The organism is Acinetobacter sp. 797_lipA (genome assembly GCF_058243025.1).
The window spans coordinates 1,823,248-1,837,769 of sequence record NZ_JBZAYQ010000001.1; the positions used below are offsets into that span (position 1 = coordinate 1,823,248).

A 14,522-nucleotide genomic window follows, 5' to 3' on the forward strand; every position below is an offset into this window, starting at 1 on the left:
TTTACAACTCAGTCTTTCCCAGTTGCCTAAAGGAAATACTCGCACCCCGATATTTGCTCAATCCATAATTCGTTTATTGGAGCAAGCGTGGTTACTTGCTTCAGCCGAACAAAATCCTGTCATTCGAACAGGTCATATTTTGGTAGCACTTTTAACAGCACCAGATTTGCATCAAATGGCATTACGCGCTTCGAGCCAATTTGAACTGTTCCCTATCGATACAATGAAGCATAAATTTTTAGACTTATGCTCAAACAGTATCGAACAAGACGTTTTACAGGAAACAGCGCCAAGCGAAAGCACTGAGCCTGCACAGCATTTGGCTAAAAACAAAACGCCAGCACTTGATCAATATACAATTAACCTGACCCAAAAGGCACAAAGTGGCCTTATCGACCCTGTTATTGGTCGTGAGTTTGAAATACGTTTAATGCTCGATATCCTGATGCGTCGACGCCAAAATAACCCTATTTTAACTGGTGAACCGGGTGTAGGAAAAACGGCTGTCGTTGAAGGTTTGGCATTAAAAATTGTGAACAACCAAGTGCCTGATGCTTTAAAAAATGTTCAGCTGCATACGCTTGATATGGGACTATTACAAGCAGGTGCCAGCGTAAAAGGTGAATTTGAAAATCGCTTGAAACAAGTAATTCAAGAAGTTCAGTCTGCCACTCATCCTATAATTTTATTTATTGATGAAGCCCACACTTTGATTGGTGCGGGAGGTCAAGCAGGCCAAAATGATGCTGCCAATCTATTAAAACCCGCACTGGCTCGTGGTGAGTTACGTACCATTGCAGCAACCACATGGGCTGAATATAAACAATATTTTGAGAAAGATGCAGCGCTCAGTCGACGCTTTCAAGTCGTTAAAGTTGAAGAACCAACCGAAGATGTCGCCATCGATATGTTACGTGCCATGCTACCAGTCATGGCCAATCATTTTAATTTAAATATTGATGATGAAGCCATCGTCACAGCCGTACACTCTTCACATCGTTATATTAGTGGCCGCCAACTCCCAGACAAAGCGATTAGCGTACTCGATACAGCCGCAGCGCGTGTAGCGCTCACTCAAAATGCACAACCTGTGAAGTTAGATCAGATACTTGCTCAACAACATAACATCAAACTTGAATATGAAATCTTAGAAAATGAACATAAAAATTTGCCGATTCATCATGAGAGATTGCACGATCTAAAGCAAAAACTAGCACAGCTTGAGTGTGAAATTGAGTACACTCAAACGCAGTGGCAAAAAGAAAGAGCGCTTGTTGAACAGATAAAACAACGCCAACAAGATACAACTGTTAACAATGCTCAAAAAGAGATTGCTGTGCTTCGTGAAGAATTAAGCACTGTACAAGGTCAAAATCCCTTAGTGTTTGAGCGAGTTAATGCACAAATCATTAATGAAATTATTTCAGACTGGACCGGTATTCCTGTTGGCAATATGGTGAACAATGAAATAAAACAGATCCTCAGCCTAGAAAGCAAACTGGCTGAGCGTGTTATGGGGCAAGACTCTGCCCTACATCAACTGGTTCAGGGAATTAAAACATCTAAAGCAAAATTGGATGATCCCAATAAACCGCAAGGCGTATTCATGTTGGTAGGGCCAAGTGGCGTCGGTAAAACCGAAACCGCACTTGCGCTGGCGAGTGAGCTTTATGGTGGAGAATCCCACCTGATCACCATTAATATGTCTGAATATCAAGAAGCACATACCGTTTCTTCTTTAAAAGGTGCCCCACCAGGATATGTGGGATATGGTCAAGGTGGTGTGCTGACTGAAGCGGTTCGCCGCAATCCTTATAGTGTGGTTTTATTAGATGAAATTGAAAAAGCACACAACGATGTTCAAGAACTCTTTTATCAAGTTTTCGACAAAGGTACGCTTGAGGATGGTGAAGGCCGAATCATCGACTTTAAGAATACCACCATTATTTTGACCTCGAATGTAGGTTCGAATGCCATTATGCAGGCGTGTTTGAATCAACCGATTGAGGAGTGGCCAACAGCAGAAAGCCTAGCTGAGCAGTTAAAACCAAGTTTATATAAACAATTTAAACCTGCTTTTTTAGGGCGCATGCGTATCGTTCCCTATTTCCCACTGCATGATGATTTACTGGTTCAAATTATCCATCATAAAATCAAGAAAATAACCGCTCGCCTTGAGAAGCAGTACCAAACCAAAGTTCAATATTCAGAGGAACTGGTAGAACTGTTATTAAGTCGCTGCACGGAAGTCGATAGCGGCGCACGGAATGTTGATCACATTTTGAATGCCAGTATATTGCCTGCTTTAGCCACAGAAATATTGATGGCTTTGGCAGCAGATCATTTGCCTAAAGTCATTCAGATCGATGTCAAAGATGATGAAATTACTTATGTTTTAGACCCTGTCGAAAAGACCGCGGCTAAAAAGAAACGACATCCTGCTAAAAATAAAGCGAATCAAGTTTAATAAAATATAGAGTGTAAAATTATGAGCTTAGAAATCGAGCCTTTATTGTCTCCTATCTCAAGCGATCAACCATGTGGAGAAGACTTGTCTTTTTCCAATGAATTCCACGCTATCAAAATTGCAAAAACTCAGGATGATCCACTACTCGATCAAGGCGACTGGGTCGCTGAACCTAAGCAAGCAGACTGGCATTTCGTTGAACAAAAATCTATCGAGCTTCTCACGGGAAAATCAAAAGATTTACGCTTAATGGGCTGGTTACTTGAAGCGTGGTCAAATTTATACGGATTCGAAGGCACCGCAAAAGCCCTAGAGCTTATGCACCGGACGCTAAATAAGTATTGGACACAACTTCATCCTGAAATCGAAGAAGAAGATTTAGATCAACGTCTAGGTTTATTGCAAGGTTCAATTAATCATTTGATTCCACTGATTAAACAAGTCGCTATCGTGAATGTTCCTGCATTTTCACTCAGTGATTATGACGCCTTACTGAGACAAAAAAACCATTTGTTGAAACAAGTAGAAAGTTATACAGATGATGCCAATAGCTCACAGATTTTGGAACAGTTTGAGCAGAGCTTGTTCAATACCTCAAAATCATTTCAATATCAGAACTATCAACATTTTTCGGCAATTCTGGCTGAATGGTCAATTTTGAAAAATGTGTTAGATACCTTAATGGGCTTAGACGCACCAAGCTTTGCTGCGATTGATACTCAGCTTGAAAATATCCACACCAGTTTAAAAAAGCTCTACAAAACCGATGTTTTTACTCAGCCTGTAAGGGCGACACAAACGTCTGAGTCTTCTGCTGCCGCAACGATAACCACACAGGCGCTTTCCTTTACCCAGCACAAAGAACAAGAGATTGACATGAACACCGTTCATCCATCCAAAGGCTTTCAGGTTCAACCGCAAAATCACTTGGCAAACCGTGAACAAGCCATGCTGGTATTACAAGAAATTTCTGACTATTTCCAAGCCAATGAACCACATAGTCCCGTAAGCTATATGTTACAAAAAACCATCAAGTGGAGTCAGATGCCTCTACATGAGTGGTTAAATCAAGTCATTAAAAACGAAAATCCACTGCATAACGTCCAAGAACTACTGGGCGTACCACAAGCAAATGAATCAAACGATTGGTAATCTAAATGTTTAAAGCAGAAAAAATACTTTGGGGTGAAGGTCTATTTTTACGTCCTCAACATTTTCAATTACAAGATGCGTATCATGAACAACGTCTGAATCATACCATTCGTTCCACAATTCCATTTGCCTATGGCATTCAAAATATTCAATTTGATGAGGCCCAGTTACACACACATATCTTGGCCCTCGAAAGTATTAGTATGATTTGGCAAGATGGTGAAATTTATCAAGCGCCGACACGTGATTTACTGCCAGAGCCAGTGTTATTAGATGAACTGAATTTACGTGGCGAAATCTTGGTTTATTTGGCTTTGCCGATTGTACAAGCCAATAAGAAAAATGTGAGCGCTGAAAATAGTGCGCAGTTCGGTCGCTATCATTCTTATCTAACCTCAACTCATGATTTATTTACAGATGCTACTGCGGCAGATATCACCTTATTGCGCCGCCGTGCAGAGTTTCGCTTGTTAGAGGTCAACGCAGAACCGAATCAAGAGCTTGATGGTTTTTTATATTTAGCTTTAGCAAAAATTAAACGTCAAAGCTCAGGCCAATTTGAATTTGATCGTCATTTTATTCCGCCTATCTTGCATATTGAATCTTCTGAAAATCTTATTTCGAGTTTGAAACGCAGTTTAAATGTCATCAAAGCTAAAATTAAAACCATTCAAAGCAATAATCGAGAAAACGAGCAAAAACTGATTGAGTTTCGCTCTGGTGACATTGTGTCATTTTGGCTGGTCAATGCACTCAATACAGCACACGCGACGTTGAATCATTTATTGCAATACCCGCATATCCATCCAGAGCGACTGTTTTTTGAATTATTACGTTTAACAGGCTCATTACTGACCTTCTCAACGGCTCATGAGGTTGATCATTTACCTCGCTATCAACACCATAATTTACAAGAAAGTTTTAGCCAGCTCGATGTTATTCTACGTGAGTTATTAGATACGATTATTTCAAACCGCTACATCAGCATCCAATTGAAAGAAACACGACCATCCTATTGGTTAGGCAGTTTAGAGTCAGACAAAATTACTCGAGATTCAAGGCTTTACTTGGCTGTTTCTAGCAGCATGATGCAAAGTCACGAACTAATTCAATTGGTTCCGTTACGATTTAAAGTCGGCAATACCGTAGATGTGGAACAACGCGTCATCGCCGCACTCCCTGCAGTTCCTTTACATCATTTAATGCAAGTTCCAACCGCTATTCCAGTGCGATCTGGTGTGAGTTACTTTGAAATTGAACCGAATAATGACTTATACCAACGCATGTTGGATGCCGAGTCAATTTGTATTTATATTCCAGCAGGTTTCCAAGATATTGCTGTTGAATTGATTGCTGTGATGAATGGCTAAGGAAATGAATCATGAATAATGCCCCTTCACTTTTTGATGATGGACAAATTGGAACTGGTTCAATTTCTCAGCCCATGACCGCCAAAGCCACCAGTACAACCAACTTGGTCGACTTACTTCATGACGGGTTTTATATTGTATTTTTATTGAAAAACAAATATATACCGAGTAGTGCAACTGAATTTCGCGAAAAAATCATTACCCTACTCAACCGTTTTGAAAACCAAGCCAGAAAATTACAATTTTCATCAGATGATATTCAAGATGCTAAATATGCTTACTGTGCATTATTAGATGAAACCATTGTGACTCAGCAAGATGCACAATTTTTCGAGCTACAAAATAGTTGGTTAATCAGTCCCTTACAGCTTAGTTTATTTGGCTCGCAACTTGCGGGTTATCGTTTTTTCGAAATTTTAGAAGAGTTACGCCGTAAAGGAAATAGTCGATTAGCCGCACTTGAAGTTTATCATTACTGCATGCTTCTGGGTTTTCATGGTAGATATCGCATTGAATCTATAGAAAATTTAAACCATTTGGTCGCACGTGTGGGCGATGAAATTGACTATTTGAAAGGAAAAAAGGCTGCCTTTTCTCCTTTTGCATCGCTCCCCGATCAAATTAAACACATGATTCACCGTGAGCTTCCTTTTTACTGGATTTTACTTTTTCTAATCCTATTCGCGCTCTTATCCTTTGCAGGCTTGCGCTATATGTTATCAAAGCAAAGTACGAATTCTTTGGCCACATATGAAAATGTCATTTCTACGCCAACAGAACAGGCACATATTACTATTCATTTACCCTAAGAACTAACTCCATGGCTCATGAAAAACGGACTTCAGTCAAAATTTTGACGTCTACAAAAAAGAAAAATATTTCACCTATGCTCTATGCGTTTGGTGGTTTTTTGAGTGGTGTCGTATTGATGGCCACCCTTGGTTTTACTTACTTTTTTACACAACAAAAAAATGATTCAATACACGTTAGCCAAAGCTCTAGTGTCGATGTCGCTGAACTCTCAGTCGATAATGAAGCCCCGACGCGGGAACCCGAAGCTATTTTTGAAGCGACTAAAGTCGTCCCTTCTAAAGGTGTTCAACCTTCAAATGTAACTGAGCCGCTTTCTGATTTTCCTCAACCCAAAGAAGATGAATTAAGCAGAGCTTTTCTTCGTCCAGCTGAAACAGTTGCTGCACCATCGATGAAGAGTGCTAGTCCGCAGCCCTTACCAAAAGAAAATAAGAAACAAAACTCGTCAACGCAAAGTTCGGCCGCACCGAAATATAAAAATCACGACAAAGTAGCCAAAGCAGAACAGACTGTGGAAAAATCTGAAGAATCTCCCACAGGTAGTGTACAAACTAAGATTACAACTCGTACCGTTGAAGCCCCAATGCCAGCTACTATCAAACTATGATTTATGCTCTTTTTTCGATTTTTCTAATCCTAGCGATAGGACTAGGTTTAGCACTGTCCTATGAACTTAGAGCAAAATTAGCTGGCTTTTTTTTCGGGTTAATTCCTCAAGGAAAACAAAGATTTCAATCCGCTCGTCATTTTGCACAGCATATAAATCATGCTGCTGCGCCCGAGCAATTGCAATCGCATTGGCATATTCAACAGTGGTGGATATTGGTTGCGGGTCTATTTTTATTTGCCAGCATCTTAATGTTTGCTTTTACCAGCCCCGTCACGCCCACTAAAATCGAAGCCGATTATTTAAAACAATCGGATCCACAAATTTATGCCTTACTTGATGGGCAAATTTTGTCCCCGCCACCAGAAATCGAAGAATCCTTAGTTGCTGCGGCCATAGTTGAAGCAAGTCTGCTTGAACAAGCGGATCTTAATAATAATTCTATTCAAGCCAGCGCTTCGAGTTACGATCCGAGTATTCAGGATGTACATTCAACTCATTCACATGACAATTTAGCAACGGCTGATCGTAAGTGGCACAAAATGAACCCACGCTATAAACAACGTCTACTGATGGTATTTAAAATCATGCGTGAGCAGCATGGATATGAACTCGTTTTACTGGAAGGCTATCGTAGCCCGCAGCGTCAGAATTCTTTAGCCAGCAATAAAAATACGACTTTGGCTCGTGGTTATCAGAGTTATCACCAATTTGGATTGGCGGCGGATGTCGCATTTAAGCGGGATGGAAAAGTCGTTATTTCTGAACGAGACCCATGGGCGATGCGTGGCTATCAGCTCTATGGTGAAGTTGCAGAATCTGTAGGTTTAACTTGGGGCGGGCGTTGGAAGTCGATCCAAGACTATGGCCATACTGAATATCGAATGCCGAATTTAAAGAAAACTGCGGAAATGGCTGAAAAGCTGACCTCTGAAGGACAACTTTCAGCTGCGAATTTGAGTTAATCAGGTTGAAGGCTGACTCAAATATTGAGTGATGATTTGCAGAACTTGCTCAGTTTTCTCTGCATGTAACCAGTGTCCAGCATCTGCAACAATCTGAATCTGGGCTTGAGAAAACTGCGATTGGATAGCTTCTATATATTCTGGCTTTGCTACATAAGGTGAGTTTCCACCACGTATAAACAATGCAGACTTATGCCATGTTTCTATATTTTCCCATGACAGAATTTGGGCATAGTTCTGATACAGTGCATCTACATTAAACAACCACTTCCCTTTACTAAAAGATTTCAAGAGAAACTGAATCACCATTTCTTCTTTGAGATATTCACGCATGATTTCTATAGCTTGCTGACGTGTTTCAATATCTGCTTTTTGTACAGCAAAGAGCGCTTTAAAAATCTGCTCATGATGATTTTCTTTATAAGCAATAGGCGTAATATCCAATACCACCAGTTGATCTAGTCGATCTCCTGCGAGTTCGGTCACTTTCATCACCAGCTTTCCCCCCATCGAATGCCCGATCAAAGAAAAGTGCTCGATATTGAGTTCATCTAAAGTTTCAATTAGATCAGCTGCCATTACCTCATAATTCATCACATTGGAATGCGCAGATAATCCATGATTACGTACATCTACCTGTAATACATGGTGGCTTGAATAAAACTCCCGAGCCAACATCCCTAAATTACTTAAACTGCCAAATAAACCGTGAACAAAGACCAGTGTTTTTGCAGCTGACTGCTCATTTTGATGAAATTGATGATTTAGGATCATATGAAACTTACTTTATTTGATTTCTATAGATATTGAATTTTTAATGTGAATAAATCAAATGACTTTTTAGATTAAGCTCATTTCTGCTTAGGCTATTTTGAGTAAAATACTTGCTTAGGCTAAATTTAAAGGCATGATGTACATGCCTGTTTAAGATGAGATTTTAAGCAAGTGAAAAAATGCCGAATGCTTTAAGTCTTGCTACTTTTCTGTTTTAAAAATAATTCAGCGGAATTTTTAAGTAAGAAATATCATTGTCTTCTGGTTGAGGGAACTTGCCTGCAAACATATTGATTTGAATTGCGGGTAATATTAATTTTGGCATGCTTAACGTTGCATCACGGCGGTTTCGCATCTCGACAAAATCGACCCTTTCCGTTGTAGTATTGATATGAAGGTTTTTATGCTTTTGCGAATAAACCGATGTTTCATATTGGTATTGATCACGACTTTCGGGTAAATAGTCATGGCATAAGAACATCCGCATTTGATCTGGCAATGTGTACAAAGTCTTCACTGAGTCAAATAAAGCCGCCGCACTCCCCTTTGGGAAATCACAACGTGCTGTTCCATAGTCAGGCATAAACAAAGTATCCCCCACAAAAACAGCATCACCAATGACATAACTGAGACACGCAGGTGTATGCCCTGGTGTCGGAATATTATATGCTTTTATGTTGCCTATCAAAAAAGTCTCGTGATCTGCAAAAAGATAATCAAAGGACTGCGTAGCGTTTAAACTTTTAATATCTAAGTGATAAATCTCACCAAAAGTTTGTTGTACGATCTCAATCTTATGACTAATCGCAATTTTTCCACCTAGCTTTTGCTTTAAATACTGTGCAGCACTTAGATGATCTGCATGAACATGCGTTTCTAAAATCCAGTCTACGCTTAGGCTATTTTCCTGAATATAAGCAATGATTAAATCAGCCTGCTCTGTTTTAGTCGTTGCCGATGCTGCATCATAGTCCAACACACTATCAATCACGGCGCAGCGCTGAGTGTCGGGATCACTCACCACATAACTAAACGTGTTGCTCACCGAATCAAAGAATGCTTTTACTTGAGCAATTTGCATCATGGCATTTTCTCCATTACTTTACGATGTAGCAGTACACCGACAAACATCGCAATTATAAAATAGATCGCTTGATAATAACCCAGTCCAATCAAAGTAAAGCTCGGCGCAGGACAAATTCCCGCAATTCCCCAGCCTATACCAAATAGCAGACTTCCGAAGATCAGTTTTCTGTCGATTTTCGTATTTTTAGGAAGTTGTATGGCTTCACCATAAACCGTTTTTGGATCTGGCTGACGTACAGCTTTTTGAAAAGGAATAAATGCAACCGCAATTGCACCCATCATCACAAAAGCTAAACTGGCATCCCAGTGCCCAAAAATATCTAAAAAGCCAATCACCTTCGCAGGATTCGACATTCCTGAAAGCATGAGACCAATTGAAAATAATCCACCCCAAATGAATGCCCAAACATTTTTCATTTTTAGATTGCTCCAAGCATATGACGGACAACATACACAGTGATAAAGCCTGCAAACATAAAACTCATTGTAGCGATGATTGAACGTTTGGATAAACGACTGATACCACAAATACCATGCCCGCTGGTACATCCAGAACCTAATCGCGTTCCAAAACCTACCAATACGCCCGCAATGATTAACATGAGAGGTGTAGCTTCAATATAGATTTCTGGCTGAACAAAAGCTGCGTATATAAACGGAACAATGAACAGGCCCAATAAAAACCATAGTGCAGGTGTATTTATGATCCCTTTTAAATTTAAAACTTGTGAGACCAGACCACTGATTCCCGCAATCCGCCCATTGGTATATAAATATCCAACAGCGGAGATGCCGAGTAATATTCCACCCATAAAAGACCACGCAAAATCATGCATTGGCAATCCCCCCCTTAAAACAATATATATTTTTATAATATATTTAATTGAAAAATAATCAAGCGTCCTTTGTATCTATCGATGCTATGTACGTCTATGACCACTGTTTACGGGCCCTTGCATCTAGATTTAGATATTTGAATGGTTACTATCTGTTCGTTATCGAAGCTTTTAGTCCTTTAGATAACACCTTAAAGCATTCTTTTTACATAGTTATTCTTCACAATAACGTAAAAAACTTGAATATATCCCCGAGGGATTTTGTATTCAGCTCTTTTTTAGATTAGAAATACTTAACTTATCTCGTTTTATTTCATTATAGTTTTCATTTAAAGAAACTGAATAGAGTTAGGGGTACATCTCTACATCATGATCATTATTCTGGGTTTATAAAACACATTCACGGCATTTGAATATATTTTCATGCAGGTAGACAGATGAAAAGTGATGAAATAACCCGCTCTTTTTTTGAGCAGTTTATTGGAATTCTGATAGTACGCGTTCTGCAAACCATCTTGGGAGCTTAGACACGGCGGCATTCATTTTTAAGGTTTCAGCTGCTTCTATTTCTGCAAGAAAAGACGCTTGTATACCGTCAGAAGAGTTATCAAACAAGTAGGCGCGATCGCAGCACTCTATAGCTTGCATGAGTAGATCCATACTGCGGTAATAACGTTCGATAATTTTCTGCTCAGGAACAGGATGGCCACCCACACTGACGCGATACTTGACTCGGGCAATATTGATTTGTGGATCGACTGTTGAGACATAATATAGATAGGTTTTATAGCCCTGACGTTTCGCTTCCCGAAGAAATTCAACTTTAGAGATATGTGACATTACCGTCTCAAAAGTAAAACTGACTTTTAAGCGCAGAAACTCAAACCGAATATAATCAATAATGCGTGCACAGAGATAAGAATCAATTTCTTCGGTTTTAAACTCGACCTTCCATTCATCTAGCACAATTGGTTCATGCGCAAGTAAAGTCACGAACTGTCCCGCTTGAGGACGTTTCTTACTTTTTAAAAATGTGACCAACTCTGATGCTTTTAAGGAAGGATGATAATGCAATAAATCAAGGCGTTGGCTTTGTCTTAAATTTTGTTCGAGTTCATCTGCATTTAAATATGCCCCAATATGTTGGGGCAAGAGGTAATCTTTAACAGTGCTTTTACCAGAACCATTCGGCCCCGCAAACATTCTTATTCTAGGTTGTCGAGGTGGCATATCAATCTATACGGTCGCGTGTTTCTTTTTACGTGTCAGTGTCGGTAAAACGCCTACATCGACATAAGCACTGCTTAAGTCTTGTAAAACAGTTTCATTGCCATGAATATCGCGTTCAACCAACTGTTCAGCTTTTGCATAAACCACAGACGAACGAGTGGTTGCTTTTTGAAAAGCATCATGAAAAGCATGAATGGCAAGTTTAGGAATCATATCATCCTCATATTTGCCTACTTTAATGTCGGTATAAGCTGCCATACACCAACTCCTACTCAAACGATGGTTGATTTTTATTTATCTTAACACAATCGAGGACATTGTCTATTTATACAGCACACTGAAACAAAAAATTAGGTTTTAATATCTACGCTAATTCCGTGTTGTCTTATTGAGTTACTTTACTTTTGACTCGTTTCGTATCTTCAAGTTTTAAAGCTTTAGCCGTTGGGCAAAAAGCACTTTCATTCATTCCGCTATCAGTTAAGCTTTTCTCTTGCTGTTCAAGATAACGGTTGGCCACCATCAACATTACAGGTGCTGTACTTAACTCAATATTGGCCTTGGACAGCGCAGCAATTTGATGATAAGCATCCATACGCTGACAAAATGCAGTTTTCATCTCTGTTGCAGTTGCTTGGTTATCTTTTGCATCTAAAACGGTTTTAGTCGAATTCACCGTTGCGGTATATTCAGCCATTTTCTGGTCATATTGCGCCTGAGTCAGTTTTATTGTTTCTGCATAACTCTGGGTTGATAGAAGCGATAATAAAAATAACGAAAAACTAAGCAACGTCCATGTCTGTTTTTTCATATCTTAAGACTCATCGCCTTCTTTCCAAACGTCTTCATAGTCATCACCATCAATCATAAAACGGTAACCTTCACTTAGAGCCAAGTACGGAAGTACATCGGGCAAGATATCTTGTAACTCACGTACAGTCATGGTTGTAAAAAAGTCTTGTCCTTCACCCAATTCACCACCATAAATAAACCAAGCGACATTCTCTTCAGTTTCTGGCTTTTTACGTAAACCGACAATGGGTTCTTGATTCAAAGTATGCACAGCAACAGCAACGACATCATCACCTTTTACTTCAACATAAGCCGAGTCAAATTCTTCACACAGTAGTTTTTGTTCTGCAATCAATTCATTCAATGCAGATTGTTGTGACTTTTGTGCCATGCGATGCTGCCCCTTTTGAGCGTCAATCTATCGATAGCGCATTTTAAAACATATTTAGGTCAAAGGCTGTTTTTATTTAAACAATTAGCACATAGGTGAACACTCAATATCACTACAAATGTGGCATTCATTTTGCTTAACAGTATTACGTTTTATAAAAAAAGTAATATCGGGGCTAAGCAACTATGGGTTATGTCGCACGAGAACTCAGTCCTCAAAGCAAAATATTGCTGGGCTTTGGATCATTTCTAATACCAATCCTCATTTGGTGTGCTGTGAATTATTTGCCCTTTATTTGGCACCCTCAGGTACAAATTACCAACTCTGGCAGTGTCTCTTTTTTACAAGTCGGTAGCCGTGTAGACAAAAATGTGTTCTATGCCGAAGCGCAAAATGCCGTCAATACTGGCACTGAACCGCCACAAGGTAATTTGGTCAATCCCATTTATTTACCAGCACCTCATCAAGTTGCGACAGCCTTAGTGACGGCATTTACGACACCACCAGCTCAAGCCGATGCACCATGGTTTCATCAAAGTCTTTGGCACAGTATCAAGATTGTATTTAGTGCTTTCTTTATTGCATCACTCGTTGGTATTCCATTGGGGATTTTATGTGGTTTTTCCAACAAAATTTCCCAGCTCACTGAACCTTTTGTTGAATTCTTTCGCTACCTACCTGCGCCTGCCTTTGGTGCACTGGCTGTTGCCATCTTAGGCATTAATGATGCACCAAAAATTGCCATCATCGTGATTGGAACGCTGTTTCAGCAAATTCTGATTATTGCCAATACCACACGTATGGTGGATCGTGGACTGATTGAAGCGGGTTATACCCTAGGGACGAATAAAGTAAAAAGTCTGTTTCACGTGGTCATTCCAGCGGCGTTACCCGATATTTATCGTGATTTACGTGTTTTGCTGGGCTGGGCTTGGACCTACTTGATTGTCTCTGAACTAATTGGCACCACCACAGGGATCACTTGGTTTATTACCCAGCAAGCACGCTACCAGAACTTTGACAATGTCTATGCTGCAATTTTGATTATTGGCGTGATTGGCTTGGTCTGTGATGTGATTTTAATGAAGCTCGGACAACATCTGTTTAAATGGAAAACGGGAGCAAAATAATGATAACCACAGATATAAAAGCGACGGAGTTCAATGCTCGTCAGTATTTTGATCACATTTATCAACGTCCTGTCATTTTAGAGGCCAAACAACTTAGTCAAGTTTTTCAGCATGGTAAAAACTCACGCACGATTTTAAATCAGCTCGATTTGAAAATTCATAAGCGGGAGTTTATTTGTGTGATTGGGCCATCTGGTTGTGGAAAATCGACCTTTAGTCGTGTTGTTGCGGGTCTAGACCCTTATAGCAGTGGCGAATTGCTAGTAGATGGACAGCCCATTTCAGGCCCTAGTCCAGAGCGAGGCATGGTGTTTCAAGGCTATACCTTATTCCCTTGGAAATCGGTTAAAGAAAATGTGATGTTTGGTCCACTGATGAAAGGTGCAAGTCATGCCTCAGCCGAAGCGGCTGCACGAGAATGGACCAATATTATTGGCTTAGAGAAATATGAGAACCAATATCCACATCAACTATCTGGCGGGATGAAGCAACGTGTTGCGATTGCCCGTGCTTTAGTCAATGAACCGAAAATTTTACTGATGGATGAACCTTTCGGTGCGCTTGACCCGCATACCCGCCAGAAAATGCAGAAACACCTGATGGACTTATGGCAAAACATTGATATCACTATCATTTTTGTAACCCATGATATGGATGAGGCTATTTTACTGGCTGATCGTATCGTAGCGCTGAAAGCCAATCCTGGGGAAATTAAAGAAATTATTGAAGTAGATTTACCCCGTCCACGAAACACTGAACTGATGTCCAGCCCTGCCTTTAAGCAACTTCGAGAGCGAGTCGATTTCTTAGTACACGCACAAGAAGAAGAGCTTGACCCAGCACTGGAAGATTTACCCAAAATTCCCCGTATGACCCAAGTCAGTACGCACAAGTAACTCATTGATCTCG

The 14,522-nt window shown here is 40.0% G+C and carries 15 protein-coding genes and 1 pseudogene; 8 read left to right on the forward strand and 8 right to left on the reverse strand.

Annotation, left to right across the window (positions count from 1 at the left end; translation table 11 throughout):
- Window positions 1-7: 7 nt before the first annotated feature.
- The 6 genes and pseudogenes from tssH to AC4CU2_RS08890 form a co-directional block, all read left to right on the forward strand.
- Window positions 8-2,467 (forward strand): annotated as a pseudogene (gene tssH / locus AC4CU2_RS08865) (type VI secretion system ATPase TssH); the annotation flags it as partial.
- Between the two features lie 21 nt (window positions 2,468-2,488).
- On the forward strand, window positions 2,489-3,619 hold the full coding sequence (tssA, locus tag AC4CU2_RS08870; RefSeq protein WP_490768660.1) for a type VI secretion system protein TssA: 1,131 nt from the start codon (window positions 2,489-2,491) through the stop codon (window positions 3,617-3,619).
- 5 nt (window positions 3,620-3,624) lie between these two features.
- Complete coding sequence (gene tssK / locus AC4CU2_RS08875; RefSeq protein ID WP_078389292.1) at window positions 3,625-4,989, forward strand: type VI secretion system baseplate subunit TssK; 1,365 nt, start codon at window positions 3,625-3,627, stop codon at window positions 4,987-4,989.
- An 11-nt stretch (window positions 4,990-5,000) separates the two neighbouring features.
- Window positions 5,001-5,798 (forward strand): type IVB secretion system protein IcmH/DotU, encoded by a 798-nt coding sequence (gene icmH, locus AC4CU2_RS08880; RefSeq protein WP_490768661.1) that lies wholly within the window; start codon window positions 5,001-5,003, stop codon window positions 5,796-5,798.
- A gap of 11 nt (window positions 5,799-5,809) precedes the next feature.
- Window positions 5,810-6,409 (forward strand): hypothetical protein, encoded by a 600-nt coding sequence (locus AC4CU2_RS08885; protein ID WP_490768662.1) that lies wholly within the window; start codon window positions 5,810-5,812, stop codon window positions 6,407-6,409.
- A complete protein-coding gene (locus AC4CU2_RS08890) occupies window positions 6,406-7,374 on the forward strand; it encodes a M15 family metallopeptidase (protein WP_490768663.1) in 969 nt (322 codons plus the stop codon). The genes AC4CU2_RS08885 and AC4CU2_RS08890 overlap by 4 nt, the downstream gene beginning before the upstream one ends.
- Here the strand turns inward: AC4CU2_RS08890 and AC4CU2_RS08895 are convergent, their stop codons facing one another.
- The 8 genes from AC4CU2_RS08895 to AC4CU2_RS08930 form a co-directional block, all read right to left on the reverse strand.
- The gene (locus AC4CU2_RS08895; RefSeq protein ID WP_490768664.1) at window positions 7,375-8,148 is read right to left on the reverse strand and encodes an alpha/beta fold hydrolase; all 774 of its coding nucleotides are present in this window, start codon (window positions 8,146-8,148) and stop codon (window positions 7,375-7,377) included.
- A gap of 214 nt (window positions 8,149-8,362) precedes the next feature.
- Window positions 8,363-9,232 (reverse strand): MBL fold metallo-hydrolase, encoded by an 870-nt coding sequence (locus tag AC4CU2_RS08900; protein ID WP_279732460.1) that lies wholly within the window; start codon window positions 9,230-9,232, stop codon window positions 8,363-8,365.
- On the reverse strand, window positions 9,229-9,651 hold the full coding sequence (locus AC4CU2_RS08905; RefSeq protein WP_078426329.1) for a DUF6691 family protein: 423 nt from the start codon (window positions 9,649-9,651) through the stop codon (window positions 9,229-9,231). The genes AC4CU2_RS08900 and AC4CU2_RS08905 overlap by 4 nt, the downstream gene beginning before the upstream one ends.
- A gap of 2 nt (window positions 9,652-9,653) precedes the next feature.
- Complete coding sequence (locus tag AC4CU2_RS08910) at window positions 9,654-10,070, reverse strand: YeeE/YedE family protein (protein WP_279732459.1); 417 nt, start codon at window positions 10,068-10,070, stop codon at window positions 9,654-9,656.
- 477 nt (window positions 10,071-10,547) lie between these two features.
- Complete coding sequence (locus tag AC4CU2_RS08915) at window positions 10,548-11,273, reverse strand: ATPase (protein ID WP_490769223.1); 726 nt, start codon at window positions 11,271-11,273, stop codon at window positions 10,548-10,550.
- 33 nt (window positions 11,274-11,306) lie between these two features.
- The gene (locus AC4CU2_RS08920; RefSeq protein ID WP_005399418.1) at window positions 11,307-11,558 is read right to left on the reverse strand and encodes a hypothetical protein; all 252 of its coding nucleotides are present in this window, start codon (window positions 11,556-11,558) and stop codon (window positions 11,307-11,309) included.
- 127 nt (window positions 11,559-11,685) lie between these two features.
- Window positions 11,686-12,111: a hypothetical protein gene (locus tag AC4CU2_RS08925; RefSeq protein WP_490768665.1), complete on the reverse strand. Its 426-nt coding sequence runs from the start codon at window positions 12,109-12,111 to the stop codon at window positions 11,686-11,688.
- Between the two features lie 3 nt (window positions 12,112-12,114).
- Window positions 12,115-12,483: an immunity protein Imm33 domain-containing protein gene (locus AC4CU2_RS08930; RefSeq protein ID WP_004693046.1), complete on the reverse strand. Its 369-nt coding sequence runs from the start codon at window positions 12,481-12,483 to the stop codon at window positions 12,115-12,117.
- A gap of 185 nt (window positions 12,484-12,668) precedes the next feature.
- Between AC4CU2_RS08930 and AC4CU2_RS08935 the strand changes: the two genes are divergently transcribed.
- Both AC4CU2_RS08935 and AC4CU2_RS08940 read left to right on the forward strand, forming a co-directional pair.
- Window positions 12,669-13,613 carry an ABC transporter permease gene (locus tag AC4CU2_RS08935; RefSeq protein WP_490768666.1) on the forward strand — a complete coding sequence of 315 codons (945 nt, stop codon included), beginning with the start codon at window positions 12,669-12,671 and terminating at the stop codon, window positions 13,611-13,613.
- A complete protein-coding gene (locus AC4CU2_RS08940; protein ID WP_078389280.1) occupies window positions 13,613-14,509 on the forward strand; it encodes an ABC transporter ATP-binding protein in 897 nt (298 codons plus the stop codon). The genes AC4CU2_RS08935 and AC4CU2_RS08940 overlap by 1 nt, the downstream gene beginning before the upstream one ends.
- The last annotated feature ends 13 nt before the right edge of the window (window positions 14,510-14,522 follow it).

Bases quoted from the DNA above. Each gene is read 5' to 3' on its own strand.
- AC4CU2_RS08925 (WP_490768665.1), bottom strand. From the start codon at position 12,111: ATGAAAAAACAGACATGGACGTTGCTTAGTTTTTCGTTATTTTTATTA.
- AC4CU2_RS08910 (WP_279732459.1), bottom strand. From the start codon at position 10,070: ATGCATGATTTTGCGTGGTCTTTTATGGGTGGAATATTACTCGGCATC.
- AC4CU2_RS08930 (WP_004693046.1), bottom strand. From the start codon at position 12,483: ATGGCACAAAAGTCACAACAATCTGCATTGAATGAATTGATTGCAGAA.
- AC4CU2_RS08940 (WP_078389280.1), top strand. From the start codon at position 13,613: ATGATAACCACAGATATAAAAGCGACGGAGTTCAATGCTCGTCAGTAT.
- icmH (WP_490768661.1), top strand. From the start codon at position 5,001: ATGAATAATGCCCCTTCACTTTTTGATGATGGACAAATTGGAACTGGT.
- tssA (WP_490768660.1), top strand. From the start codon at position 2,489: ATGAGCTTAGAAATCGAGCCTTTATTGTCTCCTATCTCAAGCGATCAA.
- AC4CU2_RS08890 (WP_490768663.1), top strand. From the start codon at position 6,406: ATGATTTATGCTCTTTTTTCGATTTTTCTAATCCTAGCGATAGGACTA.
- AC4CU2_RS08915 (WP_490769223.1), bottom strand. From the start codon at position 11,273: ATGTTTGCGGGGCCGAATGGTTCTGGTAAAAGCACTGTTAAAGATTAC.
- AC4CU2_RS08920 (WP_005399418.1), bottom strand. From the start codon at position 11,558: ATGGCAGCTTATACCGACATTAAAGTAGGCAAATATGAGGATGATATG.
- tssK (WP_078389292.1), top strand. From the start codon at position 3,625: ATGTTTAAAGCAGAAAAAATACTTTGGGGTGAAGGTCTATTTTTACGT.
- AC4CU2_RS08935 (WP_490768666.1), top strand. From the start codon at position 12,669: ATGGGTTATGTCGCACGAGAACTCAGTCCTCAAAGCAAAATATTGCTG.
- AC4CU2_RS08895 (WP_490768664.1), bottom strand. From the start codon at position 8,148: ATGATCCTAAATCATCAATTTCATCAAAATGAGCAGTCAGCTGCAAAA.
- AC4CU2_RS08900 (WP_279732460.1), bottom strand. From the start codon at position 9,232: ATGATGCAAATTGCTCAAGTAAAAGCATTCTTTGATTCGGTGAGCAAC.
- AC4CU2_RS08885 (WP_490768662.1), top strand. From the start codon at position 5,810: ATGGCTCATGAAAAACGGACTTCAGTCAAAATTTTGACGTCTACAAAA.
- AC4CU2_RS08905 (WP_078426329.1), bottom strand. From the start codon at position 9,651: ATGAAAAATGTTTGGGCATTCATTTGGGGTGGATTATTTTCAATTGGT.